Origin of the sequence: Rathayibacter sp. VKM Ac-2804, from assembly GCF_009866655.1 — a bacterium.
GTDB lineage: Bacteria > Actinomycetota > Actinomycetes > Actinomycetales > Microbacteriaceae > Rathayibacter.
The window spans coordinates 3,290,966-3,316,057 of the sequence record NZ_CP047420.1; the positions used below are offsets into that span (position 1 = coordinate 3,290,966).

The window sequence follows — 25,092 nt, forward strand, 5'->3', positions numbered from 1 at the left end:
GAGTCCCGCTGACGACGGATGTGAAGATGTTTCACGTCCGTCTTCTCCTTCTCCGCTCCGAGGATCTCCATGACCACGCTCCACCACGACCGCCCGACGACCTCCGGCCGGCGTCGCCCCCGCTCCCTCGACATCGCGGTCGCGACCGCACTGACCGTCGGTCTCCTCGGCGGTGCGGCCACCGCCGCCCACGCCGAGGCCCCTTCGACGGGGTCGCCTGCGCCCTCGTCGGGAGTCGCCGCTCCCGTCGAGCACCCCGGCATCGACGGGCACTTCACCGGAGTGCTCGACACCGAGGACGGCCGACCCGTCACCGTCGGCACGTACATCACCTGGACCGCTGAACTCGCCAACACCGGCGACGTCGAGATCCGCACCATCCACGGCATCGACGTCAACCTCGCCCCCGGCGAGACCACCACCAACTTCTCCTGGCGGAAGCAGGTCACCCAGGCCGACCTCGACGCCGGCACGGCCACCATCAGCTTCCCCTACGACGCCACCACCGCCTCCGGCCTGGCCTTCACCTCCCCCGCCATCACCGGCACCCTCGCCCTGCCGCCGCGGCCGGCGGCGAACTGACGCGAGCCCTGGAGTCGAGGGACTGCATGCCACCCCGCAGGGAACACGCGACGGGAGAACCCTGCGCAGGAGGCGCCGGGTCGCCCTCCACGAGCAGCCGCGTCCTCGCCCGTCAGGACCTCCTCGCCCTGCGCGGACTCGTCAACACTCTCCATTCGCTCCTGCTGGCCGAGATCGTCGACAGTCATGCGGTCGGCAGGATCAGGGTGTCGCTGAACGAGACCGGTCTCCTCGCGGGAACGGAGGCCACCGATCCCGCCGACATCGACATCCGCCAGGCACTCGAGGACCTCTTCCACCGGTTGCTCTACGTCCTGGAGGAGACGGACGAGGTCGACGGCCGTCATCCCGTCTGGTCGGGTGATGACGAGAGCGCGTCCGGCACGTCGTAGAGAGGGCTCTCCCCGCGACGCCCTGTGGAGGTCGTCACGTCTCGGCTCGTCGGTCGGGCGGGCCTGCTGCCGCGGACTCGTCCACCGGAGCCGGCCGTAGCATCGGAGGATGACGCGCTCACTGCCGAGAAGCACCCCCTCCGCCCACGACCTCGACGCCGCGGGCGTCCTCGATCTGCTCGACGCGATCGAGGCCGCGCCCGGTGTCGAGCTGCACGGCCTGATGGTCGTGCACGGCGGCGACGTGGTCGCGGAGGGCTGGTGGGCTCCGTACTCCGCCGAGCGGCTGCACCTGCTCTACTCGCTCAGCAAGAGCTTCACCTCGGCGGCGGTCGGCCTCGCGGTCGGCGAGGGGCTCGTCGATCTCGATGCGACCGTCCTCTCCTACTTCCCCGAGCTCGACGCCGAGGTGACGGATCCGCGCTCCCGGGCACTCCGCGTCCGGCACGTCCTCGCGATGGCGAGCGGCCACTCCGCCGAGACGATCGACCGGGCCCGTGAGCTCGATCCCGTCGACATGGTCCGCGGCTTCCTGCTGCTGCCGCCCGAGCAGGAGCCCGGCAGCGTCTTCGCCTACAACCAGCCCTGCACCTTCGCGGCCGCGGCGATCGTGCAGCGCGTCACCGGTCAGTCGTTGACCGAGTACCTCCGCCCCCGGCTGCTCGATCCGCTCGGCATCGGCGAGGTCGCCTGGATCCGCGACGCCTCCGACCGCGAGATCGGCTACAGCGGGATGCACACCACGACCGAGGCGGCCGCCGCCCTGGGACAGCTGCACCTGCGGGAGGGCCGCTGGGGCGACCGCGCGATCCTCTCGCCGGAGTGGGTGGCCGAGGCGTCCACCGCGCAGGTCGCCACTCCCCCGAACGACGGACCGGACTGGGAGCAGGGCTACGGCTTCCAGTTCTGGCGCTCGCTGCACGGCTACCGTGCCGACGGCGCCTACGGCCAGTTCAGCCTGATCGTTCCGGAGCACGACCTCGTCGTCGCGATCACCGGCCAGAGCACCGACACCGGCGCGCTGCTCGCGGCGGTGTGGGAGCACCTGCTGCCGGCGGTCGGCCGCGGATCGACGGCGGACGCCGACGCGCAGCTGCTCGAGCGCCTCGGCTCGCTCGGGCTCGCGCCGCTCCCCGCTCCGTCCACCGCCCCCGAGCCCGCGCGCTTCACGGCTGCGGCCGACTCGGCGGTCCGCTCGCTGACCGCGGTGGAGATCGCGGGCGACGACGCCGGCTGGACCCTCGCGCTGATCGAGGGCGAGGAGCGGCTGCTGCTCGCACCCGGCTCCGGCGAGTGGGTCGTCACCGACGTCGTCGCGGCGAGCGCCGGCACGGGCGAGGGCGGCACCCTCCTGGTCGACGTGATCTTCCTCGAGACGCCGCACCGCCTGCACCTCGTGCTCGACCCCGCCGCCGGCAGCGTCTCGGCGCGCTGGGCGACGGAGCCGCTGCACGAGGGGCCGCTCGCGCTGCTGCGCGCCCCGCGCTGAGCCGGGGCTCCTCACTCAGGGCCCTGCGCGAAGGGACCGGCGACGGGCCCCGCACACTCTGCGGGGCCCCGTTCACGTCCACTCGCGAGCTCCGACGCAGGCGAGTGGACCCGTGTCGGGGTCTGCGGACGGGGCGGGACCCGTTTCGCGTCCGCTTGGCGCGGAGGCGCCTACGTCGATCCATTCGGCGCACTGGTCTCGCGGAACGTCGGTGGTCCGCTGTAGCGTCGAGAGCGGATGTTAACGTCAACATCGTCCCGGCGTGCAAAGGAGCACAGCATGAGATCCCGACAGTCATCGGCACGGAACCGCTCGGCACTGGCGGGAGTGGCCGCGGTCGTCGCGGCCCTCCTCCTCGGAGTCGGAGCGTCACCCGCGACGGCGGCGCCCTCCGGAGTCGTCACCGATCCGAACGACGGAGTGCCGCGGACCAGTCCGCCGCCCGTCTACACCGACTACCCCGCGGTCCAGGACCCGGGCCGCGGCGCCGCCGGCTACTTCCAGCCCTCCTGGTACGACACCGACGGCCGCCACATCCAGGCGCACGGCGGTCAGATCGTGACGACCGAGGAGAACGGCCAGGAGGTGCAGTACTGGTACGGCGAGGACCGCACCAAGGGCTACTGGAACAGCCCCGGCGTCGCCGTCTACCGCTCGACGGACGGCCACAACTGGGAGAACGAGGGCGTCGCGCTCCGCAGCGTCGCCGCCCCCGGCGACCTCGAGGCGCCCTACTTCGACGCCCTCTACGACACCGTCGACGACGCGGGCCAGCCGCGCGCCGACCGCATCGCCGAGCTCGACCACCACCTCGACACGACGCAGTCCTCGCCGAACACCGCGATCTTCGAGCGCCCCAAGGTCCTCTTCAACGAGAAGACCGGCAAGTGGGTCATGTGGTGGCACTCCGACGGCCGCATCACGCCGGGCGGCAGCACCTACGCGCGGTCGATGGCGGGAGTCGCGACCTCCGACAGCCCGACCGGCCCGTTCACCCTGCAGGGTGTCTACCGGCTCTACAACCGGACGGACTACCAGGCCTGCACGACCTCGGCCGTCCCCGGCCAGGCGCGCGACATGACCGTCTTCCAAGACGAGGACGGCACCGCCTACATCTCCTACTCCTCCGAGGAGAACTACTCCCTCTACATCGCGAAGCTCGACGCCGACTACACGAACGTCGAGCGCACGACGACGACGGACACCCTTGACGCTGGTCAGTACTCGGCCGACGGCACCTACCCGTACGTCTTCGCGGATGGCACGGCGGGCGCACCCGTCCGCGGGACCGACTTCCAGATCGTCAAGGAGTGCGGCCACCTCGAGGCGCCCGCGATCTTCGCGAACGGCGGGAAGTACTACACGATCGCCTCCGGAGCGACCGGCTGGGCGCCCAACCCGCAGACCTACTACACCGCCGACTCCATCCTCGGCTCGTGGATTCGCGGCGTGGAGAAGGGCGACGTCAACGAGAACGTCGCCTACAACGCGATCCCCGAGGGCGGTGACGGACTGCTCTCCATCGGCGACGGCCGGAAGACCACCTTCGGCTCGCAGTCGACGAACGTGCTGACGCTCGCGCCCGGGAAGTACGTCTACATGGGCGACCGCTGGAACGACGGCGAGTCGGACTCGAACTACGTCTGGCTGCCGATGACCGTCGGCGAGAACGGCCGCCTCGAGATGCGCAATCCCGCCACCGAGGACCCGGCGCGCTGGGCGAACGGCTGGAACGAGTCCTACTGGGACGGCAAGGGCGTCGGAGTGGGCACCTGGTCCGTCGCCGACGACCGCCTGCCCGACACGGTGCGCCGGAACGCCGACGTCGCCGCCGCCCTGCCCGCGACGGTGTCCGTGACGACCGGCTCCGGCACCCGCGACGTCGCGGTCACCTGGGCGCCGACCGGCCCCGCGCTCCTCGGCACGCTGACGGTGACAGGCACGCTCGCCGCCGACTCCGAGTTCGCGACCGGCCGCACCTTCACGCGCACGATCGAGGTCGCGGAGCCCGGGATCGCGAACCTCGCGCCCGGCGCCTCGCTGACGGTCTCGAGCCGCGCCGACCTCGCGCCGACGCTCGTCGACGGGAACGTGAAGGCGAAGGGCTGGGACGACTGGACCGGCACCGGCTACCCCCGCGACAGCCGGCTCGCCTTCTCCTGGAGCAGCCCGCAGAACCTCGACTCGGTGACGGTGCACGCCTTCAAGGACGGTGCGACGGCGACCTGGCCCTCGCGCATCGAGGTCGAGTACCAGGCGAACGGCGCATGGACCACGAGCACCGTTGCGGCGACGCTCTCGCAGGCCGCGACCGACGCCGCGCCGACGGTCGCCCTCGACCTGTCCTCGCTGCCGGACACCACCGGACTCCGCCTGCACCTGACGAGCGCCGCGAACACCTGGCAGTCGATCTCCGAGGTGCAGATCTGGGGCACCGCGCCGCCCGTGAACGTCTGCCGGGTGAAGGGCGCCGCCGTCTCGGCGTCGTTCAGCCAGACCAAGTGGGCGACCCTGCCCGCCGGCAACGCCTGCGACGGGAGCGTCGCGACGGCGTGGTCGACCTGGACCGACCAGGCGTTCGCCGGCAGTGCGGACTTCACGCTGACCACCACGGAGGCGCACCGCGTCGCCGGGCTGTCGTTCACCAACACCGAGGGAACGCTCGCCTCGGTGAGCATCGCCTACCGCGGCACCGACGGCGTCTGGCGCCCGACCTCCGCGCAGAACGTCGCTCCCGCGGCGAACGGCGCGCTGACGACGATCCCCTTCACCGCGGTCGACGCCACGGGGCTGAAGCTGAGCTTCTCGACGCCGAACTCGTACCTGAAGATCACCGAGATCGTGGTGCCCGAGGCGGCGGCTCCGGCGCTGACGGTGCCGGCCGTCGTGTCGTCGCGCTGCATCGCCGGCAAGGCGGTGCTGTCGGTGACGGCGACCAACGGCGAGAGCGCGCCGATCGGCGTCACCGTCTCGTCCGCGTACGGCCAGAAGGCCTTCGCGAGCGTCGCGGCGGGCGCGAACGCCGCGCACAGCTGGACCACGCGCCAGACCGCGATGCCGTCCGGTGAGGTCACCGTCACCGCGACGTCCGGCCCGGCCACCCTCGAGCAGAAGGTGAGCTACCCGGCCCGCACCTGCTGACACCCCCGGATCTCGAGGCGCCCGCTGCGCGGTCTGCTCGATCAGCAGGAATCGCGCAGCGGCGACGGTCGGTGCTCGCGCACGGCCCCCTCTGCATGCTGGTCGAGTAGCCGCGGAGCGGCGTCTCTGCATGCTGGTCGAGTAGCCCCGCAAGGGCGTATCGAGACCCTTCCACTCCAAGGACGTCGGTCTCTTCCCCGCCCTGCGCTGGCGCCGAAGGCGCCCGCTCCGCGGGCTGCTCGATGAGCAGGGGCGTCCGCCCCTTCCCCACTGCACCCGGAAGCGGGGTCTCCCCCGCCCGCCCGCCACTGATAGGAATCTCAGGCCGGTGCATCGCCGCGACCGGCAGAACGGGAACCTCAGTGATCCGCACCACCCGCGCCGTCCTCGCGACCGCGGTCCCCACCGCCGCCGTCGCGCTGAGCGTCCTCCTCGCCTCGGCCGCTCTCGCTCCGGAGGCGGTCACCGCTCCCGAGAGCACGGCCACGGCCGCGCCCGTGCCCGTCGCCACGTCCTCCGTCTCGTCGACGGCACTGCCCTGGCCCTCGACCGCCGCGCGCAGCGGTCGCGAGTCCGTCACGGACGCGGCGACCGCCTGCTGCGCAGCGCCCGCGGCGACGAGCGCGGCCACTCCCGCCGCCGCCCCGGGTGACGACGCCACGCGACTGGACGCCACGCCACCCGCCTCCACGTCGCCCGCCTCCCCCGACGGACCCGCCCCCACCGCGACTCCCTCCCCCGAGACCCCCGACCGCGTCCCCGAGCAGCAGGACGCCGGCGGCGTCGACGTGGGCGTCAGCATCGACCCGCCCGCCGTCCCCGGAGTCCTGTCGATGACCGTCGCCGACTCGTCCGCCACTCTCGTCGAGTCCGGCTCCACACCCCTGCGCCGACGGTTCGTCGGCGCGCTGCCCACCGTCACGGTCACCGACAGCCGCGACCCCGCGCCGAGCCCGGCCGCCTCCGGCTGGTACGTCCTCGCCTCCGCGAGCGACTTCACCGGCACGAGCGGCCGCACGATCGGCGCCGAGCACCTCGGCTGGACCCCGGAGCTCACGGGCACCGGTGACGCGGTCTCCGCGGGCCCCCGCGTCGCAGGGACCCTCGACGGCGGCCCGGGCCTCAGCGACGCGGTGCTCCTCAGCGCCGCCGACGACTCCCCCGGGGCGTCCGGCTCGTGGTCCGCGACCGCCGCCCTCCTGCTCGGCACCGAGCCGACCGTCGCGGCCGGCGGCTACCGCTCGACGCTCACCCTCTCGCTCTTCGAGTGAGCCGGCCCGGCTCTCACTCCCCGAGCGTCGCCAGGATCTCCTCCGCCCGCACCGCGACGGCGTGCTCCCGTTCGGCGAGCTCGGCGAGCGCCGTCCGCTCCCGCGCGATCAGCGCCGCCTGATTCCGCGCCTCCAGCTCGCTCAGCGTCTCGACGAGCGCCGTCTCCTCCTTGCAGCCCACGTCGATCAGCGCCGTCCGGACCGCGTCCTCGCGCTCGACCGGCACCTCCGGCGTCCCCGGCGAGCGCTCGCCGGTCCGCAGCACGAGCCCGTGCTCGACCAGGCAGGCGCTCCACCGCGCGCGCACCGCGGCCCACTCGCGCGTCGACTCGGCGGCCGACCTCGCCCGCTCGCGGATCCGCCGCGGCAGCTCCGTGGTCGCGAGCGACGCCGCGTCCGCGCTGTCGCGGCCGAGCTCGGGCAGGTGCTCCGTCGACTCGAGGCAGTCGGCGAAGGCGGGCCCCCAGCCCGCGTCGGCCCGGCTCGCCGCGACGACCGACTCGTCGAGCGCGCGCATCATCGCCGTCCGCTCCGCGTCGAGCTCGTAGCCGGAGCGCGCCGCCTGCTCCCGGGTCCACACCCCGTAGACGCCGTCGGCGAGCGGCGGACGAGGCACGGGCCCGAGCTCGGCCGGCGGGTAGGACCGGCCGCTCTCTCGGAGGCAGGCGTCGAGCAGCAGGGCGTTCGCCTGCACCAGCCGCCCTTGAGCGGCCGGGTCGAGGAAGTACGCGTCGATCGGGAGCTCGATCGTGCCGGCGGACCGGTCGAGGACGGCACCGGCGTCGGCGGAGGCGGCGATGTCGACGTCGACGCCGGACGCGAGATCGGGCGACTCCCGTTCCGCGCAGCCCCCGAGCACCAGCGAGGGGAGCGTCAGCGCGACGACCGCGGCACGACGTCGGCGGATCCACCGAGCGGAGGGAGCGGGCGCACGGGCGCCTCCCGGACGGTCGGGCAGGCGGAGACGGCCGGGCATGCAGGACTCCCGAGGACTCGGTGGGAGGAGAGTCCTCGGAGAGTAGAGCGCTCGGGCGTCACCGCCGCTCGGCGGCGCCCGCCGTCGGGTGTCCCGGCGCGCACCGCGCGCCGTCAGTCCTGCGCGACCGCGACCGTGACGACCAGCGCCGAGTGCACCACCGGCTCCGAGACGGCGAGATAGCCCTCCGAGCCCTCGATCCACGCCTCCGTCGCCCCCTCGCGGGTGCGGAAGAGCACGTGCTCCTCGCCGGACGCACCGCGCCCGTCGGCCTTGACCACGGCGCGGGTCCGCAGCTCCTGCAGCACCTGCTCCGCGCTCGTGCTCCCCGACGCGATCCGCTCGCGCACCGCGCGGGCCCGGGCGGCGGCGATGCCGATCTCGCGACCGGTGGCGAGCGCGGCGACGACGGCGCCGTCGCAGTGGGCGATGCTGATCCGCATCCGCTCGAGCGCCGGGTGGTCGCCGCCGAGCACGGGGCGCCCGTGCGGTCCGCTGCACTGCCCGCAGCGCGCGTCGACGCGGACGTCGAGCGGATCGATCCCGAGCGTCTCGGCGGCGAGCTCGCGGACCAGGACCCGGCCGAGGAGGAAGCCGTCGCGCACCTCACGGCGCCCGGTCGCCTCGTAGCGCAGACGCTCGGCGAGGGTGAGCAGCCGGAGCATCCGGTGCCGGGCGGAGTCGAGGACCTCGGGGCGCGCCCAGCGCAGCTGGACGTCGTCGGTGGCGAGGAGGGGGAGACCGGTCATGCGCCGCACGGTACGCCGCGCAGGCGACATCGGCGTGACGGGCCGGTGGCCGGGCGGCGTCCGGGCGGCCACAGCCGAGGAGCATCCGCGTCGTCTTGAATGGGGCGGGTGCAGACCTTCCTCCCCGTCCCCGACCTCCGCGCGAGCGCTCGCGCCCTCGACAGCAAGCGGCTCGGGAAGCAGCGGATCGAGACCCTGCAGATCATGCGGGCGCTCACCGTGCCCGGCTACGGCTGGCAGCACCACCCCGCGGTGCGGATGTGGCGCGGCTACCGGCCGGCGGTGATGGCCTATCAGCGCGAGACCTGCGACGCCTGGACCGACCGCGGCTTCGCCGACACCTGCCTCGAGAAGACCGAGGCCGCCCTCGCGCTCGACCCCGACGACACCGCGCTGTACCGCGCCGGCGAGATCGAGCTGCCGCCCTGGTTCGGCCGCGACGACGTGCACCTCTCGCACCGCTCGAAGCTGGTGGAGAAGGACCCGGAGCACTACGCGCCGCTCTTCCCGGACACCCTCCCCGGGCTGGACTACGTCTGGCCGGTCACCGCCTGACGGCCGCCGTCGGAGCGCCGCTCCGGGCGTCCGCACGGGCTCCCGCGGCGTCCGAGACGCTCGTCGCCCGCGCACAGGCCCTTTTCAGGCCCCGGACCGGCCCTTCGTCATTCGCGGTTCTGCGGTTAGTCTGTCGGGGTTGACCCGGCGCAGTGGGCGTCCGGGGCGTCGGTGGCGGCCGTCGTGATGATCGGGGGTGACCCGAAGGAGAAGGTTTGGCGTCCGACAGCAGGACAACCGGTGGCGTGATCAAGGCGATCGTGGGCTTCCTCGGCATGAGCGTCGTGGCAGGAGTCCTCGTGACCGCCACCGTCACTCCTGCTGTGGCGATCGCCGGCGTCGCCGCGAACCAGTCCATCGGAGTGTTCGACGGTCTCCCCGAGTACCTCGAGGTCGACAAGCTCTCCGAGAAGAGCAACATCTACGCGACCCGCGCCGACGGCTCCCCGCAGCTGCTCGCCTCCTTCTACGTCGAGAACCGCGTCGAGGTCCCGCTGGACCAGATCTCGCAGTTCGCCAAGGACGCCGCCGTCTCCGGCGAGGACCCCCGCTTCTACGAGCACGGCGGAGTCGACCTCCCCGGCACCCTGCGCGCCGTCGCGCAGACCTACGTGCTCGGCAACGACACCCAGGGCGGGTCCTCCATCACGCAGCAGTACGTGAAGAACGTGCTGGTCGAGAAGGCCGTCCGCAACATCACCGACGAGGCCGAGCGCGCCGCCGCCATCGACGCCGCGACGCGCACCTCCCCCGAGCGCAAGCTCCGCGAGATGAAGCTCGCGATCGGCCTCGAGAAGGAGTACTCGAAGGACCAGATCCTCCAGGGCTACCTCAACATCGCCTTCTTCGGCGGCACCACCTACGGCATCGAGACCGCCGCCAACTACTACTACAACACCACCGCCGCGAACCTCACCGTCGCCCAGGCCGCGAGCCTCATCGCGATCGTGAACAACCCGGCCGTGCTCCGCCTCGACCAGCCGGACAACCCCGACAACGGCGCCGCGAACGGCTACCTGCGCAACAAGGACCGCCGCGACTACATCATCGGCAAGATGCTGGAGGAGGGGAAGATCTCGCAGGAGGATCACGACGCCGCCGTCGCGTCGCCGATCGAGCCGCAGATCACCGAGCCGAGCACCGGCTGCTCCACCGCCGGCGACGCGGGCTACTTCTGCGACTACGTCACCAACATCCTCAAGAACGACAAGACGTTCGGCGACGACGAGGACACCCGCTGGACGAACTTCCGCCGCGGCGGCCTCGACGTCTACACGACGCTCGACGTCGATCTGCAGAACGCGGCCGTCGCCGCCGTCAACGCGCAGGTCCCGCAGACCTGGAACTTCGACGTCGGAGCGGTCTCCGTGAGCGTCGAGGTCGGCTCCGGCCGCGTCCTCGCGATGACGCAGAACAAGAAGTACTCGCAGGATCCGGACGTGCTCGCGGCCGACCCCTCCTACAGCGCCATCAATCTCAGCACCGACCGCGCCTACGGCGGCTCCTCGGGCATCCAGCCCGGCTCCACCTACAAGCTCTTCACCCTGGTGGAGTGGCTGAAGGAGGGGCACAGCATCAACGAGTCCGTGGACGGGACGCGGAAGGCGATCTGGGGCAGCTTCGAGGACTCGTGCGCACCCGGCGGCACCAACTACGCAGGCTCGACCAGCGCCAAGAACGACGAGGGCGGGAACGGCCAAGTCGGCACCGCCGTCGACTTCACCAAGACCTCGCTCAACACGGGCTTCGTCGGCATGGCCCGCGAGCTCGACCTGTGCGCCATCCGCAACACGGCGGCGGACATGGGCGTGAAGCGGGGCAACGGCGAGGAGCTCGAGCACAACCCGTCGTCCGTGCTCGGGACCAACTACGTGTCCCCGCTCTCGATGGCCGGCGCCTTCGCCACCATCGCGTCCGGCGGATCGACGTGCGACTCGATCGCGATCGACAAGATCGTCGACGCGACCGGAGCCGAGCAGCCCGTCCCTGCAGCGAACTGCCGCCAGTCGATCGACCGCAACGTCGCCGCTACGGCGGCTGTAGCCCTCCAGTCGACGTTCACGAACGGCGGCACCGCGGTCGCCTCCCGCACTCCCGACCGCATCCCGCTGATCGGCAAGACCGGAACCACCGACGACGCCGTCGCTACTTGGATGACCGGGGCGAGCACCCGCGTCGCGACCGCCGTGGGTGTCTTCAACATCAAGGGTGCCGCGAGCCTCCGCGCTCCGCGCTACTCCTTCGACACCGGATCCGCGGCGACCGCCCGTCACCGCATCTGGCCGGTGGTCATGGCCGCCGCCAATGCGAAGTACGGCGGCACCACGTTCCCCGAGGCCGACGGCTCGCTGCAGGTCGTGCCGCGTGTGAACGTCCCCGACGTGACCGGCCTCTCGGTCGGCGACGCCCGGGCGAAGCTCGAGTCGGCCGGCTTCAGCGTGACCGAGGGCGCCGCCGAGGCGAACTCCGCCGCGTCGGGCACCGTCGTCCGCCAGAGCCCGTCCGGCACCGCGACCCGCGGCACCACGGTGACGATCATCCCGAGCTCGGGACCCGCGCCCGCCCCCGCTCCCGCCCCGACCGCGGATCCCGCCGCTCCGGCGGCCCCTGCGGCCGGTCAGCAGACGGTGCCGAACGTCGTCGGCCAGGACCTCGAGACCGCCAAGGCCGCGTTCGCCTCGGCCGGCTTCTCGAAGATCACCCTGTCCTGCACCGAGAACGGCAACGCCCCCGACGCCGGCCAGGTCACCGGCCAGGACCCCGCGGGCGGCACCGGCGTCGCCCCCGACGCCACCCTCCGCGTCTCGATCACCGCCAAGAAGTGCCCGTAGCCCCCCCTCCGGCACGTGAAACCGCCTCCGGCTCGCAGAACCCCCCCCCCGGTTCCCGCGAGCCGGAGCCGTTTCCCGTGCCGGCGGCCGCGCCTCCTATCGGCCGAGAAGCCCCGCACGGGCGTCTCGGCTCATGCCGGCCGAGTAGCTCCGCAGGGGCGTATCGAGACCCACGGTCATCAGCAGGGCGGGTCTGCAGACTCAGCTTCTGACGGTGGTGGATCTCGCTACGCCCGCTCCGCGGGCTGCTCGATCAGCAGAAGAGGGCCGCGTCAGCCGCGGCCGCGCAGCGCGCCGACGATGGCGACCGTCGCGTAGTGCACGATCAGCGCCGCGATGCCGAAGCAGGCCAGCCCGCCGCTCGCCTCCGACCAGGGGCGGTGCGCGTCGGTCATGCTGCCGGGCATCACGATGTCGAGGGCGAAGAAGCCGACCGCGAGCCCGAAGCAGACCAGGCTGATCACCAGGAGCGCGCGGACCGCCTTGCCGACCGGATCGTAGTAGCGCGGGTTCGACATCGTGCCTCCGGTTCTCGTCCCTCGTGTCTATCCGCCCGCGCGACCCCCCGCAACCACTCGACACCCCGTCTCCTCCTCCCCCCGGACGCGCGAAACCCCCGGCTCCCCTCCGCGAGATGCCACTTGTGCGCGCGACACGCCGTGAAACGCGTGCACAAGTGGCATCTCGCGGGAGGGACGCCGGGGGCGTCACCTCACCAGAAGGTGCGGGGTCAGGCTGCCAGGGGCAGGGTCGCCTTCGAGGTGACGACCAGGTCGCCGGCGATCGCGTCGACGCGGACGGCGCCGCCGTCGGTCACGTCGCCGGAGACGAACAGGTCGGCGATGCGGTCGTCGACCCAGCGCTGCACCAGGCGGCGGAGCGGCCGGGCGCCGTACTGCGGCTCGTAGCCGTGCTCGGCCAGCCAGTCGATCGCGGCCTCGGTCACCTCGAGCGACACCTCGCGGGAGGCGAGGCGCGCACGGCTGGCCTCGAGCACCAGCCCGACGATCTCGCGCAGCTGCGCGTGGCCGAGCCGACGGAACAGCACGATCTCGTCGATCCGGTTGAGGAACTCCGGTCGCATCGCCTCGCGGAGTCGGCCCATCACGCGATCGTGCAGGTCCTTCTCCGAGGCGAAGCCCTCGGCCGACTCGTCGCTCTGCGCGACGAAGCCGAGCGCACCGGAGCGCGAGGCGAGGAACTCCGACCCCAGGTTCGAGGTCATGATGATGACGGTGTTCCGGAAGTCGACCGTGCGGCCCTGGCCGTCGGTCAGGCGTCCGTCGTCGAGCACCTGCAGCAGCAGGTTGAAGACGTCCGGGTGCGCCTTCTCGATCTCGTCGAAGAGCACGACCGAGTAGGGGTTCCGGCGCACGCGCTCGGTCAGCTGACCGGCCTCGTCGTAGCCGACGTACCCGGGAGGGGAGCCGACCAGTCGCGAGACGGTGTGCCGCTCGCCGAACTCGCTCATGTCGAAGCGGATCACCGACTGCTCGTCGGCGAACAGCGAGCCGGCCAGCGTGCGGGCCAGCTCGGTCTTGCCGACGCCGGTCGGGCCGAGGAAGAGGAAGGAGCCGACGGGCCGCGAGGAATCGCCCATCCCGGTCCGGCTGCGGCGCACGGCGCGGGCCACCGCAGCGACCGCGGCGTCCTGGCCGATGACGCGCCGGTGCAGCTCGGTCTCGAGCTGCGCGAGCCGGTCGCGCTCCCCCTCGGTCAGCCGCGACACCGGGATGCCGGTGGCACGGGCGACGACCGCGGCGATCTCGGCCTCGCCGACGACCGCCTCCTGCGAGACGGCTCCGCCGGCGGTCGCCGCGTCGAGCGACGCCTGAACCGCGGTGATCTCGTCACGCAGGCGAGACGCCTCCTCGTAGTGCTCGGCCGAGACGGCCGCGTTCTTGTCGCCCTCGAGGGTCGCGAGCTGCGCGAGCAGGGCGTCGGTGTCGACACCCGCGCCCAGCTTCAGGCGCAGGCGCGCGCCGGCCTGGTCGATCAGGTCGATCGCCTTGTCGGGCAGCACCCGGTCGGGCAGGTAGCGAGCGGAGAGCTCGACGGAGGCGCGCAGGGCGTCGTCGGTGAAGGCGACGCGGTGGTGCTCCTCGTAGGCGCCGCGGAGGCCGTGCAGGATCGCCACGGCGTCCTCGATGCTCGGCTCGCCGATGCGGACCGGCTGGAACCGGCGCTCGAGGGCCGGGTCCTTCTCGATGGTGCGGTACTCCTTGAGCGTGGTCGCACCGATGAGGTGCAGCTCGCCGCGGGCCAGCCGCGGCTTGAGGATGTTCCCCGCGTCCATGCCGCCCTCGCCCGCGCCGCCGGCGCCGACAACGGTGTGCACCTCGTCGATGAAGACGATCAGCTCGCCCGAGTGGGCCGCGATCTCGTCCATCGTCGTGGTGAGGCGCTCCTCGAAATCGCCCCGGTAGCGGGTGCCCGCGAGCATGGCGGGCAGGTCGAGCGAGACGACGCGCTTGTCGCGCAGCTGCTCCGGGACCTCGCCGGCCACGATCGCGCGGGCCAGGCCCTCGACGACCGCGGTCTTGCCGACGCCGGCCTCGCCGACGAGCACCGGGTTGTTCTTGGTGCGGCGGCTGAGGATCTCGACGGCCTGCTCGATCTCGTCGGAGCGGCCGATCACCGGGTCGAGCCGGCCCTCGCGGGCGAGCTCGGTCAGGTCGGTGCCGAACTTGTCGAGCATCGGGGTCTCGGACGCGGGCGCGCCCTGCTCGGGGACGGACTGCTCGCCGGCGACGGTCTCGCGCAGGCCCTGGGTGAGCGCCTCGGCGGTCACGCCCGCGCGGGCGAGGACCTGCCCGGCGGGCGCGTCCTGGCCGAGCACGAGCGCGAAGAAGAGGTGCTCGGGGTCGATGTAGGTCGAGCCGCTGGAGCGGGCGACCTGGTAGGAGTGGAAGAGCGCGCGCTGGGCGCTCGGGGTGATGGTCGCCGCGTTCTGCGAGGCCGGGGCCTCGCTCGCCTGCGGCAGGCGCGCCTCCGTGGCGGTCGCGATGGCGCCGGGGTCGACGCCGATGCGGCGGACCGCCTGCGACACGGCCTCGTCGTCGACGAGGACCCGCAGCACGTGCAGGGCGTCGAGCTCGGTCTGGCCGCGCTCGAGGGCGAAGCGCCCTGCGGACTGCAGGATGCTCTGGGTGCGTGCGCTGAGGAAGCGGCTGAGGTCGATGGACCGCGCCGCGCGGGCGCGCTCACCGTCGAGGTAGCGGGCGAGGAAGTCGTCGAACGAGCTCGCTCCGGCCTCGTTGTAGTTGTCGGGCACCAGTCCTCCTGAAAGAGTTGAGTCACTTGCACTCAAGTTCAACGCAGGGGGCCCTCCCCTATTCCCGTCCGCGAGATGCCACTTGTGCACGCCTTCCACGGCGTGTCGCGTACGCAAGTGGCATCTCGCGGAGGGGGGCAGACGAAGAGGAGGCACGGACCCTGTCCGGTCCGTGCCTCCCTGTGCGCCGACGCGCGTTTCTCCGGGGTGGGAGCTCTAGGGGACGATGTGGCCCGCGGCGCGGAACAGCTCGTACCACTCCGGCCGGGTGAGCGGCAGGTCGGAGCCGAGGGCTGCGTCGCGCACGCGCTGCTCGTTCGTCGTGCCGAGGACGACCTGCATCTTCGCCGGGTGGCGGGTGATCCAGGCGGTCGCGACGGCGAGGGGCGGGACGTCGTACTTCGCGGCGAGGCGGTCGAGGACCGCGTTCAGCTCGCCGTACTCGGGGTTGTCGAGGAAGACGCCGGTGAAGAAGCCGCTCTGGAACGGGGACCAGGCCTGCACGGTGATGTCGTTGAGGCGGCAGTAGTCGAGGATGCCCGCGTCGCGCATGACCGACTGGTCCTCGGCGAGCATGTTCGACGCCACGCCCTGGGCGATCATCGGCGAGTGCGTGATCGAGAGCTGCAGCTGGTTCGCGACGATCGGCTGGTTCAGCGACTTCTTCAGCAGCTCGATCTGGTACGGCGTCTGGTTGGAGACGCCGAAGTGCTTGACCTTGCCGGCCGCGTGCAGCTCGTCGAAGGCGCGGGCGACCTCGTCGGGCTCGACCAGCGCGTCGGGGCGGTGCAGGAGGAGCACGTCGATGTAGTCGGTGCGCAGCGCCTTCAGCGAGCCCTCGACCGACTGCATCAGGTGCTCGTAGGAGAAGTCGAAGTACGGACCGTCGCCGACGATGCCGGCCTTGGTCTGCAGGACGACCTGCTCGCGCTCGGACGGAGTGAGCGCCAGCGCCTCGGCGAAGCGCTCCTCGCAGCGGTGCAGCTCGCCGCCGTAGACGTCGGCGTGATCGAAGAAGTCGATGCCGGAGTCGCGCGCGGTGCGGACGAGGTCGCGGATGGCGTCGTCGGTCATGTCGGGGATGCGCATGAGGCCGAGGACGACGTTCGGGGAGTCGAGGCCGGAGGCGCCGAGGGGGACGTGCTTCAAGGGAGTGCTCCTTCGTTGGATACCTCGACCACGGTACGGGCGCCGCCTGTGCGCCGTCCAACAGGGGGCGCTGGTGCGATTCATGCGCCGGAGTGGTGAATCGCACTCGTTGCCGGGGAGACGCCGCGGTGGGAGGCTGCCGCCATGACGATCGAGGTGCGCCCCGCCGCCGTCTTCGACGATCTGGCGACGATGAACGGCCCGAAGCGGCCCGATGCGAGCGTGTGCTGGTGCCTGAGCTACCGCCTGCTCTCCTCCGCCGAGAACAACGCCCTGCGCGGCCCGGCCCGCGGCGAGCGGATGCGCGAGCTCGTCGCGCAGGACCCGCCGCCCGGCGTCCTCGCCTACGACGGCGGCGAGGTGGCGGGCTGGGCCGCCGTGCACCGCCGGGCCGACACGAGCTACGCGAAGAACCGGAGGATCCCGCACGTCGACGACCTGGACGTCTGGAGCGTCTGGTGCATCCGCGTCCGCCCCGGCTTCCGCAGGCGCGGGATCTCGCACGCCCTGCTCGCCGGCGCCGTCGACTTCGCCCGCGCGCACGGCGCCCCGGCGATCGAGGGCTACCCGGTCGACAACGCCGGCGCGCGGGTCGAGCAGACAATGGCCTACGTCGGCACCCGCGCCCTTTTCGAGAAGGCCGGCTTCTCGCACGCGGCCGACACCACCTCGGTGCTCAACGGCTTCCCGCGCGTGCTGATGCGGCTGCCGCTGAAGTGAATGCGCCGACCGGCCGCGGTGCTCGCGTTCATGCTGATCGAGTAGCCCGCGGAGCGGGCGTATCGAGATCCACCAGCGTCGGACGACGGTCTGCATACCCGCCTTCTGAGGACGGCGGGTCTCGATACGCCCCTGCGGGGCTACTCGACCAGCATGTGACACGCCCCTGCGGGGCTGTTCGACCAGCGGGACGCCGCTCGTCGTGCGGCGCGGAGCGACTCCTCGATCGGCAGGGACCGGCCTGTCGACGAGAGCCCTCGCGCCACTTCGCCATGACGTTCCTTCGGCCGTTACCGTGTCGACGTGCAGACAGGCTCGATCGACACCTCAGCGGTGGTGCGCCGCGCCCGCGAGGACATCGGCCTGTCGCAGGACTCACTCGCCCGCGCCGCCGGGCTCCGTCGGTCCGATCTCGCTGCGATCGAGTCGGGAACGCGACGGGTGGGCCCGGAGCAGCTCACTCGGATTCTCAAGGCGGCGCGCCTTCGTCCCTCGCTGGCTCTCGAACTGCTCGCCGACCAGGTGCGGGCCCTCGCGGCCGAACACGGGTTGCACGACGTCCGCGTCTTCGGCTCGACGGTCCGCGGCACCGATCACGAACACAGCGACATCGATCTGCTCGTCGCCGCAGATCCAGCCGTCGACTTCCTCGGTCTCGCGGCTTTCCGCGGTCGGGCTGCGGAGCTGCTCGGCTTCCCGGTCGACGTCGTCGTCGACGACTGCGACAACGAGGTCGTCCGCGCGATACGCCAGGAGGCAGTACCGCTCTGAGCAGCTCCACCCCGCTCGCGGCGCTGCGGGAACGGCTGACGCGAAGAGCCTCCGCGCACCGACCGCGGAGACGAGGAACGGCTCCTCACCCGGAGGGGAGGAGCCGTTCGCCGTGGAGGCCGGGACGTGGTGTCGACGCCTAGAAGTCCCAGTCCTCGTCCTCGGTGTTCACGGCCTTGCCGATCACGTAGGAGGAGCCGGAGCCCGAAAAGAAGTCGTGGTTCTCGTCCGCGTTGGGCGAGAGGGCCGACAGGATCGCGGGGTTCACATCGGTGACCTGCTTGGGGAACATCGGCTCGTAGCCGAGGTTCATCAGGGCCTTGTTGGCGTTGTAGTGCAGGAACTTCTTGACGTCCTCGGTCAGGCCGAGCTGGTCGTAGAGGTCCTGGGTGTACTGCGCCTCGTTGTCGTAGAGCTCGTAGAGCAGCGAGAACGTGTAGTCCTTGATCTCGTCGCGCTTGGCCTGGTCGACCAGCTCGAGTCCCTTCTGGAACTTGTAGCCGATGTAGTAGCCGTGCACGGCCTCGTCGCGGATGATCAGGCGCACCAGGTCCGCGGTGTTGGTGAGCTTGGCGCGCGAGGACCAGTACATCGGCAGGTAGAAGCCCGAGTAGAAGAGGAACGACTCGAGCAGCGTGGAGGCGACCTTCCGCTTCAGCGGGTCGTCGCCGCGGTAGTAGTCCATGACGATGGACGCCTTCTTCTGCAGGTTCGGGTTCTCGACCGACCAGCGGAACGCCTCGTCGATGTCCTGGGTGTTCGACAGGGTCGAGAACACCGAGGAGTACGACTTCGCGTGCACCGACTCCATGAACGCGATGTTCGTGTAGACGGCCTCCTCGTGCGGGGTGAGCGCATCGGGGATCAGCGAGACGGCGCCGACCGTGCCCTGGATGGTGTCGAGCAGGGTCAGACCCGTGAACACGCGCATCGTGAGCTGCTGCTCGTCGTGGGTCAGCGTGTTCCACGACTGGATGTCGTTGGACAGCGGGACCTTCTCGGGCAGCCAGAAGTTGCTCGTGAGGCGGTTCCAGACCTCCACGTCCTTGTCGTCCTGGATGCGGTTCCAGTTGATGGCGTCGACGTGGCTGACCAGCTTGAGCTTCTCAGGGGGAGTCATGATCTCTTCTTCGTGCGGATAGGTCGTTCGAGACTGTCGGGGGATCGACGGGGGACGTTACAGCATGCAGCTGACGCAGCCGTCGACCTCCGTGCCCTCCAGCGCGAGCTGGCGGAGACGGATGTAGTAGATGGTCTTGATGCCCTTGCGCCAGGCGTAGATCTGCGCGCGGTTGATGTCGCGGGTGGTCGCGGTGTCCTTGAAGAACAGCGTCAGCGAGAGGCCCTGGTCGACGTGCTGCGTCGCCGCGGCGTAGGTGTCGATGATCTTCTCGTAGCCGATCTCGTACGCGTCCTGGTAGTACTCCAGGTTGTCGTTCGTCATGAACGGCGCCGGGTAGTAGACGCGGCCGAGCTTGCCCTCCTTGCGGATCTCGATCTTCGACGCGATCGGGTGGATCGAGGACGTCGAGTTGTTGATGTACGAGATCGAGCCGGTCGGCGGGACGGCCTGCAGGTTCTGGTTGTAGATGCCGTGCTCCATGACCGAGGCCTTGAGCGCGCGCCAGTCGTCCTGGGTGGGGACGGCGATGCCGGCCTCGGAGAAGAGGCGGGAGACGCGCTCGGTGGCGGGCGTCCACTCCTTCTCGGTGTAGGTGTCGAAGAACTCGCCCGAGGCGTACTTCGAGTCGGCGAAGCCCTCGAAGGTGGTGCCGCGCTCGATCGAGATGCTGTTCGACGCGCGCAGGGCGTGGAAGAGCACCGAGTAGAAGTAGATGTTGGTGAAGTCGATGCCCTCCTCGGATCCGTAGTGGATCCGCTCGCGGGCGAGGTAGCCGTGCAGGTTCATCTGGCCGAGGCCGATGGCGTGCGACTTGTCGTTGCCGTCCTCGATCGAGCGCACCGAGGTGATGTGCGACTGGTCGGACACCGAGGTGAGGCCGCGGATCGCGGTCTCGATGGTGCGGCCGAAGTCGGGCGAGTCCATCGTCAGCGCGATGTTCAGCGAGCCGAGGTTGCAGGAGATGTCCTTGCCGATGCTGTTGTAGGAGAGGTCCTCGTTGTAGGTCGTCGGGGTGTTGACCTGGAGGATCTCGGAGCACAGGTTGGACATGTTGATGCGGCCCTTGATCGGGTTCGCCTTGTTCACCGTGTCCTCGAACACGATGTAGGGGTAGCCCGACTCGAACTGGATCTCCGCGATGGTCTGGAAGAACTCGCGCGCCGAGATCTTGGTCTTCTTGATGCGCGGGTCGTCGACCATCTCGCGGTACTTCTCGGAGATCGAGATGTCGCCGAAGGGCAGGCCGTAGACGCGCTCGACGTCGTACGGGGAGAAGAGGTACATGTCCTCGTTGTTCTTCGCGAGCTCGAACGTGATGTCGGGCACGACGACGCCGAGGGAGAGCGTCTTGATGCGGATCTTCTCGTCCGCGTTCTCGCGCTTGGTGTCGAGGAACCGCAGGATGTCGGGGTGGTGCGCCGAGAGGTACACCGCGCCGGCTCCCTGGCGGGCGCCGAGCTGGTTCGCGTAGCTGAAGCTGTCCTCGAGGAGCTTCATCACGGGGATGATGCCCGAGGACTGGTTCTCGATCTGCTTGATCGGCGCGCCGGCCTCGCGGATGTTGGAGAGCGAGAGGGCGACGCCGCCGCCGCGCTTGGAGAGCTGCAGCGCGGAGTTGATGCCGCGGGCGATCGACTCCATGTTGTCCTCGATGCGCAGGAGGAAGCAGGAGACGAGCTCGCCGCGCTGGGCCTTGCCCGTGTTGAGGAAGGTGGGGGTCGCGGGCTGGAAGCGGCCGGCGACGATCTCCTCGACGAGGGCGATCGCCAGCTTCTCGTCGCCCTGCGCGAGGCCGAGGGCCGACATGACGACGCGGTCCTCGAAGCGCTCGAGGTAGCGCTTCCCGTCGAAGGTCTTCAGCGTGTACGACGTGTAGTACTTGAAGGCGCCGAGGAAGGTCGCGAAGCGGAACTTCTTCGAGTAGGCGAGGTCGTTCAGCTCCTGGATGAAGTCGAACGAGTACTGGTCGAGGACGGCCTTCTCGTAGTACTCCTTCTCGACCAGGTAGTCGAGGCGCTCCTTGAGGGAGTGGAAGAAGACGGTGTTCTGGTTGACGTGCTGCAGGAAGTACTCGCGCGCCGCCTCGCGGTCCTTGTCGAACTGGATCTCCCCGTTCGGGCCGTACAGGTTCAGCATCGCGTTGAGCGAGTGGTAGTCCATCTGCGCGGCGTCCCGGGGGGCGTCGATCACTGCTGCGTCCAAAACGAGTCCAATCCTTCGTCGACGGCGCGGACGTCGTCGGGTGTGCCGAATACTTCGAAACGGTAGAGATGCGGCACCTCGCACTTGCGGGCGATGATGTCGCCGGCGAGGCAGTAGGCCTCGCCGAAGTTGGTGTTGCCGGCGCCGATGACGCCGCGGAGCAGGGCGCGGTTGCGCGGGACGTTCAGGAAGCGGATGACCTGCTTGGGAACCGCTCCCCCGCCGTTGCCCCCGCCGTAGGTGGGGAGGACGAGCACGTACGGCTCGTCGACGTGGAGCGTGTCGACCGCGGCGCCGTCCCGCCGGGAGTGCAGGGGGATCTGCTGCGCGGGCCGCCCGAGCTTCTGCATGAAGCGGTGGGTGTTGCCCGAGCTGCTCGAGAAGTACACGAGTCCGCTCATCGCGCGCCTCCCCCGTCCTTCCGTCGTCCGCCCTCGCGGGCGCTTGCGGACCCGCTCCCGCGGATCCTCCGCCGGCCCGGGGCAGAACCTGCGCACCCGGACCGGCGAAGCTGTGTGCTCTGCCTCCGTCGCCGTGTCCTGACCAGCCCCTCTCTGAGGCGTCTGGTCGGTCAGCTGCAAGGCGGAGGAAGGAGTCGTAGCGGCGCTACGGCGACTGACGACAATGCCGCAGACGGCCGATCAGACGCCTCAGAGAGCGGAGATCTTGTCGGGGCGGAAGCCGGACCAGTGATCGTCGTCCGTGATGACGACCGGGGCCTGGAGGTAGCCGAGCGCCTTGACGGCGTCGAGGGCCTTCTCGTCGACGGAGAGGTCGAAGATCTCGTAGTCGATGCCCTTGCTGTCGAGGGCCCGGTAGGTCGCGGTGCACTGCACGCAGGAGGGCTTGGTGTAGACCGTCACAGCCATGGGTGTCGTCCTTTCGGAAGGAGGTGTCCCGAGGGCCGGATCCGGTGCCGCGCCGGGGGTCCGGGCGGGCGGGAGGCGGTCGTGGGGAGTTGTGATGTGGGGTGGTGCGGGGCGCTCGGCGACCGAGCGGCGGTGCCGGTGGGCCTCTCGGCCCGACCTGCTCAGCAATACTACATATAGTGGGCGGCCCGGCGGCAGCCCACTAGGAGTAGTAGTTACATCCGTGTAGTTATCCACCGGTCCTCCCCCGGTCCATCCACAGGCCGGGGCCCGCGGACCCGCGGAAGGACGCGGATCTCGCCGAGTTATCCACCGCTGTGGACAGTCGCGACGGGTTCCCTGGGTACAACGCTCCACGGCGTGTCGGCATGCCCGACATGCGGGTGCTCGGGCGCGATCGGACCACTACATGTGGGGGTCGTCGCACGTCGCGGGCCATACGTCGACGCTACGGCCGACCACCGACATCGGCGGCCCCGCGAGCGGGCTGCGGACGGGTCGAGGCGGCGCGGCGGACGGGTTCCTGGGGACGGGGCAGCACGGGCCGCAGGAGGGCTCTCGACGGGTGATCAGGAGGCGCGTGCGAGCTCCGCCGCGACCGCCCGCAGGTGCGGCAGCGGGTCGGCGATCGCCGCCGCCGCCGAGCCCGCCGCCTCGGTCAGCGAGGCCGCCGCGGCGAAGGCGGTGGTCGGCGCCTGGATCGCCCCGGCGACGAGCATCGCCCGGGCGCCGGCCGCCTCCGCGAGCCCGAGCAGGTAGGAGGGCACCTTCCCCGCCATCGACTGCGCGTCGAAGCGGCCCTCGCCGGTCAGGACCACGTCGGCGCCGGCGACGAGCGCCGGGAGCCCGAGCGCCTCGCCGACCGCGGCCGAGCCGGGGGCCAGGCGCGCGCCCCAGGCGAGCAGGCCGAAGCCGGTGCCGCCGGCCGCGCCGGTGCCCGCCTCCTCCGGGTCGGCGTCGAGGTGCGCCGCGAGGTGGCGGAGGCCGTCGTCGAGGCGGAGCACGTCGTCGACGGTCGCGCCCTTCTGCGGCCCGAAGACGTGCGCGGCTCCGGAGTCGCCGAGCAGCGGGTTGGTGACGTCGCTGAGGATGCGCGCGCCGCCGGCCGGGACGGGGCGCAGCGCGTGCCGGTCGACGACCGCGAGCTCGTGCAGCGCTCCGCCGCCGTCGCCGAGCTCGTGCCCGGAGACGGTGAGGAAGCGCGCGCCGAGCTCGCGCAGCGCCCCGACGCCGCCGTCGGTGGACGAGCTGCCGCCGATCGCGAGAAGCACCGCATGGGCGCCGGCGTCGAGCGCGGCGGCGATCGCCCGGCCGAAGCCGCGGGTGTGCGCGGTGAGCGGGCGCAGCGGGTCGAGCAGCGTGATGCCGCTCGCGGAGGCGAGCTCGACGACCGCGGTGCCGTCGGGCAGCAGCAGCCAGGCCGTCTCGACGGGGCGGTCGTCGGGGCCGGTGACGGTGAGCGCGTGGCGGCGCGCCTCCGGCACCGCGACCGCGAACGCGTCGACCGTGCCCTCGCCGCCGTCGGCCATCGGCGCGAGCACCAGCTCGTCGCCGGGCCGCGCGCTGCGCCAGCCCTCGGCAAGCGCCTCCGCCACCTCGACGGCGGTCGCCGACCCCTTGAAGGAGTCGGGCGCGATGATCACTCTGCGGGCTCCGCTGCTCATGCGCTCCAGTCTGGCAGCGCACCGCCCACCCGCGGACAGGCCGCGAGCGGACACTCGATGGGGTCTGAACAAGAAGCAGGGGCCCTTCCGCGGCCACTCGCTCGCGCCCTGTGGAGAACGCGAGCGGGCCTCTCCAACCCTCGGGCAGGATGGCGCGATGCCGCGGCCCGCCCCCCTCCCTCCCGCGCTCGCGGGGCGGGCGTTCTCGGTGCGGGAAGCGCTGGCAGCGGGGGTCGGGATCGAGCGGCTGCGCGCGAGCGATCTCGAGGCACCGTTCCGGGGAGTCCGTGTTCCCCGGGGCGAGGCCGTGACCGTGGCGCAGCGCGCTCGTGCGTATGCGACCGTCATGGAGGGTGCGGTCTTCTGCGGCATCACCGCCGCCCGGCTGTGGCCGCTCGATCTGCCGCGGGAACCGCCCGGCGAGCCGCTGCACGTCGCAGTGCGGCCGCCGGCCCACGCGCCGCGCGGAGGCGGTCTCGTCGGCCACTCCCTCGGCGACCCCCGCCTGCGTGCCGTCCGCCGCGGCGGGCTCCTCCTCGCGGACGGAGCGAGTCTCTTCCTCCAGCTCGCCTCGGTGCTGTCGCTGGAGGACCTCGTCGCCGTCGGCGACGCGCTCGTGCTGGCCCCTGTCCGGCCTCAGGCGGGGCGGCCGTGGGTTCCGCTGCGCGAACTGAGGAGGCGGCTCGAGGGTCATGAGGGGCGGGGCGCCCGCGCGGCCCGGCGGGCACTCGACCTCGTCCGCGAGGGGGCGGAGTCCCGCCGCGAGACCCTCCTGCGCCTCGCGCTCGCGGCCGCCGGTCTCCCCGAGCCCGAGCTGCAGGTGGAGCTCTTCGACGCCGACGGGAGGATCGGGCGGGTCGACCTGCTGTTCCGCCGATGGCGGGTGGTCGTCGAGTACGAGGGCGACCACCATCGCACCGACCGAGCACAGTGGGACCGCGATCTGATCCGCTACGAGCGCCTCGCCGCCGCCGGGTGGACCGTCGTGCGCATCGCCTCCGCCTCCTTCGACGCGGACCTCCACGGCTGCGCTGACCGCGTCCGCCGAGCCCTGCTGGCCGGCGGCTGGCGCCCGTCCCGCTGACCGCACTCGCCCGCTCCGCGTCCACTCGACGTCGACGCGCCGCACGAACAGACGCGAACAGGGGGCCGGCACTCGTACATGCCCCGGCATGCGTCCACTCGCGGATCGATCCGCAGCCGCCTCCCCGAAGAGACTCGACATGGGGTCCGGCTCGTGCGCACACCCCCGCACGCGTCCACTCGACGGCCACGGCCCGCTCGAATGGACCCGAACGGGGCGAAGGTAGACGTGCAGACCCCATCGCGCGTCC

At 71.5% G+C, this 25,092-nt stretch carries 20 protein-coding genes; 10 read left to right on the plus strand and 10 right to left on the minus strand.

Going from position 1 to position 25,092, the window contains the following annotated elements; translation table 11 throughout:
- Positions 1 to 69 precede the first annotated feature (69 nt).
- The 5 genes from GTU73_RS15360 to GTU73_RS15380 all read left to right on the plus strand — a co-directional run bounded on the left by GTU73_RS15360 (position 70) and on the right by GTU73_RS15380 (position 6,875).
- Positions 70 to 582, plus strand: a complete 513-nt coding sequence (locus GTU73_RS15360) for a hypothetical protein (RefSeq protein WP_160090553.1) — start codon at positions 70 to 72, stop codon at positions 580 to 582.
- A gap of 206 nt (positions 583 to 788) precedes the next feature.
- Positions 789 to 974, plus strand: coding sequence for a hypothetical protein (locus GTU73_RS15365; protein ID WP_160090554.1), 186 nt, complete (start codon positions 789 to 791; stop codon positions 972 to 974).
- Positions 975 to 1,083: 109 nt separating this feature from the next.
- On the plus strand, positions 1,084 to 2,463 hold the full coding sequence (locus tag GTU73_RS15370) for a serine hydrolase domain-containing protein (protein ID WP_160090555.1): 1,380 nt from the start codon (positions 1,084 to 1,086) through the stop codon (positions 2,461 to 2,463).
- A gap of 279 nt (positions 2,464 to 2,742) precedes the next feature.
- Positions 2,743 to 5,604 carry a glycoside hydrolase family 43 protein gene (locus GTU73_RS15375; protein ID WP_160090556.1) on the plus strand — a complete coding sequence of 954 codons (2,862 nt, stop codon included), beginning with the start codon at positions 2,743 to 2,745 and terminating at the stop codon, positions 5,602 to 5,604.
- Positions 5,605 to 5,966: 362 nt separating this feature from the next.
- Complete coding sequence (locus GTU73_RS15380) at positions 5,967 to 6,875, plus strand: hypothetical protein (protein ID WP_160090557.1); 909 nt, start codon at positions 5,967 to 5,969, stop codon at positions 6,873 to 6,875.
- 13 nt (positions 6,876 to 6,888) lie between these two features.
- Here the strand turns inward: GTU73_RS15380 and GTU73_RS15385 are convergent, their stop codons facing one another.
- Positions 6,889 to 7,851 (minus strand): hypothetical protein, encoded by a 963-nt coding sequence (locus GTU73_RS15385; protein WP_160090558.1) that lies wholly within the window; start codon positions 7,849 to 7,851, stop codon positions 6,889 to 6,891.
- 113 nt (positions 7,852 to 7,964) lie between these two features.
- A complete protein-coding gene (locus GTU73_RS15390; protein ID WP_160090559.1) occupies positions 7,965 to 8,600 on the minus strand; it encodes a hypothetical protein in 636 nt (211 codons plus the stop codon).
- A gap of 99 nt (positions 8,601 to 8,699) precedes the next feature.
- Here GTU73_RS15390 and GTU73_RS15395 point away from each other — a divergent pair, with 99 nt between their 5' ends.
- Together GTU73_RS15395 and GTU73_RS15400 are read left to right on the plus strand one after the other, a co-directional pair.
- Positions 8,700 to 9,155 carry an MSMEG_6728 family protein gene (locus tag GTU73_RS15395; protein ID WP_217274657.1) on the plus strand — a complete coding sequence of 152 codons (456 nt, stop codon included), beginning with the start codon at positions 8,700 to 8,702 and terminating at the stop codon, positions 9,153 to 9,155.
- 245 nt (positions 9,156 to 9,400) lie between these two features.
- Positions 9,401 to 11,986: a transglycosylase domain-containing protein gene (locus GTU73_RS15400; RefSeq protein ID WP_160090561.1), complete on the plus strand. Its 2,586-nt coding sequence runs from the start codon at positions 9,401 to 9,403 to the stop codon at positions 11,984 to 11,986.
- Between the two features lie 272 nt (positions 11,987 to 12,258).
- Here GTU73_RS15400 and GTU73_RS15405 read toward each other — a convergent pair whose 3' ends face one another.
- From GTU73_RS15405 to GTU73_RS15415, 3 genes are all read right to left on the minus strand, one after another.
- Positions 12,259 to 12,504, minus strand: coding sequence for a hypothetical protein (locus tag GTU73_RS15405; RefSeq protein ID WP_160090562.1), 246 nt, complete (start codon positions 12,502 to 12,504; stop codon positions 12,259 to 12,261).
- A gap of 212 nt (positions 12,505 to 12,716) precedes the next feature.
- A complete protein-coding gene (locus GTU73_RS15410) occupies positions 12,717 to 15,260 on the minus strand; it encodes an ATP-dependent Clp protease ATP-binding subunit (protein ID WP_160090563.1) in 2,544 nt (847 codons plus the stop codon).
- A gap of 216 nt (positions 15,261 to 15,476) precedes the next feature.
- Complete coding sequence (locus GTU73_RS15415; RefSeq protein WP_279630797.1) at positions 15,477 to 16,409, minus strand: aldo/keto reductase; 933 nt, start codon at positions 16,407 to 16,409, stop codon at positions 15,477 to 15,479.
- Between the two features lie 144 nt (positions 16,410 to 16,553).
- On the opposite strand from GTU73_RS15415, the gene GTU73_RS15420 reads away from it, so the two are divergent.
- Both GTU73_RS15420 and GTU73_RS15425 read left to right on the plus strand, forming a co-directional pair.
- Positions 16,554 to 17,129 (plus strand): GNAT family N-acetyltransferase, encoded by a 576-nt coding sequence (locus tag GTU73_RS15420; RefSeq protein WP_160090565.1) that lies wholly within the window; start codon positions 16,554 to 16,556, stop codon positions 17,127 to 17,129.
- 303 nt (positions 17,130 to 17,432) lie between these two features.
- Complete coding sequence (locus GTU73_RS15425) at positions 17,433 to 17,900, plus strand: nucleotidyltransferase domain-containing protein (protein WP_160090566.1); 468 nt, start codon at positions 17,433 to 17,435, stop codon at positions 17,898 to 17,900.
- Between the two features lie 139 nt (positions 17,901 to 18,039).
- Here GTU73_RS15425 and nrdF read toward each other — a convergent pair whose 3' ends face one another.
- From nrdF to GTU73_RS15450, 5 genes are all read right to left on the minus strand, one after another.
- Complete coding sequence (gene nrdF / locus GTU73_RS15430; protein WP_123447769.1) at positions 18,040 to 19,020, minus strand: class 1b ribonucleoside-diphosphate reductase subunit beta; 981 nt, start codon at positions 19,018 to 19,020, stop codon at positions 18,040 to 18,042.
- A gap of 57 nt (positions 19,021 to 19,077) precedes the next feature.
- Positions 19,078 to 21,183 carry a class 1b ribonucleoside-diphosphate reductase subunit alpha gene (nrdE, locus tag GTU73_RS15435; RefSeq protein WP_123737423.1) on the minus strand — a complete coding sequence of 702 codons (2,106 nt, stop codon included), beginning with the start codon at positions 21,181 to 21,183 and terminating at the stop codon, positions 19,078 to 19,080.
- A gap of 26 nt (positions 21,184 to 21,209) precedes the next feature.
- On the minus strand, positions 21,210 to 21,626 hold the full coding sequence (gene nrdI / locus GTU73_RS15440) for a class Ib ribonucleoside-diphosphate reductase assembly flavoprotein NrdI (RefSeq protein WP_123447770.1): 417 nt from the start codon (positions 21,624 to 21,626) through the stop codon (positions 21,210 to 21,212).
- 249 nt (positions 21,627 to 21,875) lie between these two features.
- Positions 21,876 to 22,094: a glutaredoxin-like protein NrdH gene (nrdH, locus tag GTU73_RS15445; RefSeq protein ID WP_123447771.1), complete on the minus strand. Its 219-nt coding sequence runs from the start codon at positions 22,092 to 22,094 to the stop codon at positions 21,876 to 21,878.
- Between the two features lie 569 nt (positions 22,095 to 22,663).
- Positions 22,664 to 23,758 (minus strand): glycerate kinase, encoded by a 1,095-nt coding sequence (locus GTU73_RS15450; RefSeq protein ID WP_160090567.1) that lies wholly within the window; start codon positions 23,756 to 23,758, stop codon positions 22,664 to 22,666.
- A gap of 346 nt (positions 23,759 to 24,104) precedes the next feature.
- Between GTU73_RS15450 and GTU73_RS15455 the strand changes: the two genes are divergently transcribed.
- Positions 24,105 to 24,842 carry a DUF559 domain-containing protein gene (locus GTU73_RS15455; RefSeq protein ID WP_208543679.1) on the plus strand — a complete coding sequence of 246 codons (738 nt, stop codon included), beginning with the start codon at positions 24,105 to 24,107 and terminating at the stop codon, positions 24,840 to 24,842.
- Positions 24,843 to 25,092: the final 250 nt, after the last annotated feature.

What these genes read in the sequence shown, in the direction of transcription:
- GTU73_RS15360 (WP_160090553.1), top strand. Translation starts at nt 70, where the DNA reads ATGACCACGCTCCACCACGACCGCCCGACGACCTCCGGCCGGCGTCGC.
- GTU73_RS15370 (WP_160090555.1), top strand. Translation starts at nt 1,084, where the DNA reads ATGACGCGCTCACTGCCGAGAAGCACCCCCTCCGCCCACGACCTCGAC.
- GTU73_RS15375 (WP_160090556.1), top strand. Translation starts at nt 2,743, where the DNA reads ATGAGATCCCGACAGTCATCGGCACGGAACCGCTCGGCACTGGCGGGA.
- GTU73_RS15385 (WP_160090558.1), bottom strand. Translation starts at nt 7,851, where the DNA reads ATGCCCGGCCGTCTCCGCCTGCCCGACCGTCCGGGAGGCGCCCGTGCG.
- GTU73_RS15390 (WP_160090559.1), bottom strand. Translation starts at nt 8,600, where the DNA reads ATGACCGGTCTCCCCCTCCTCGCCACCGACGACGTCCAGCTGCGCTGG.
- GTU73_RS15395 (WP_217274657.1), top strand. Translation starts at nt 8,700, where the DNA reads ATGGGGCGGGTGCAGACCTTCCTCCCCGTCCCCGACCTCCGCGCGAGC.
- GTU73_RS15405 (WP_160090562.1), bottom strand. Translation starts at nt 12,504, where the DNA reads ATGTCGAACCCGCGCTACTACGATCCGGTCGGCAAGGCGGTCCGCGCG.
- GTU73_RS15420 (WP_160090565.1), top strand. Translation starts at nt 16,554, where the DNA reads ATGACGATCGAGGTGCGCCCCGCCGCCGTCTTCGACGATCTGGCGACG.
- nrdF (WP_123447769.1), bottom strand. Translation starts at nt 19,020, where the DNA reads ATGACTCCCCCTGAGAAGCTCAAGCTGGTCAGCCACGTCGACGCCATC.
- nrdE (WP_123737423.1), bottom strand. Translation starts at nt 21,183, where the DNA reads ATGGACTACCACTCGCTCAACGCGATGCTGAACCTGTACGGCCCGAAC.
- nrdI (WP_123447770.1), bottom strand. Translation starts at nt 21,626, where the DNA reads ATGAGCGGACTCGTGTACTTCTCGAGCAGCTCGGGCAACACCCACCGC.
- nrdH (WP_123447771.1), bottom strand. Translation starts at nt 22,094, where the DNA reads ATGGCTGTGACGGTCTACACCAAGCCCTCCTGCGTGCAGTGCACCGCG.
- GTU73_RS15450 (WP_160090567.1), bottom strand. Translation starts at nt 23,758, where the DNA reads ATGAGCAGCGGAGCCCGCAGAGTGATCATCGCGCCCGACTCCTTCAAG.
- GTU73_RS15455 (WP_208543679.1), top strand. Translation starts at nt 24,105, where the DNA reads ATGGAGGGTGCGGTCTTCTGCGGCATCACCGCCGCCCGGCTGTGGCCG.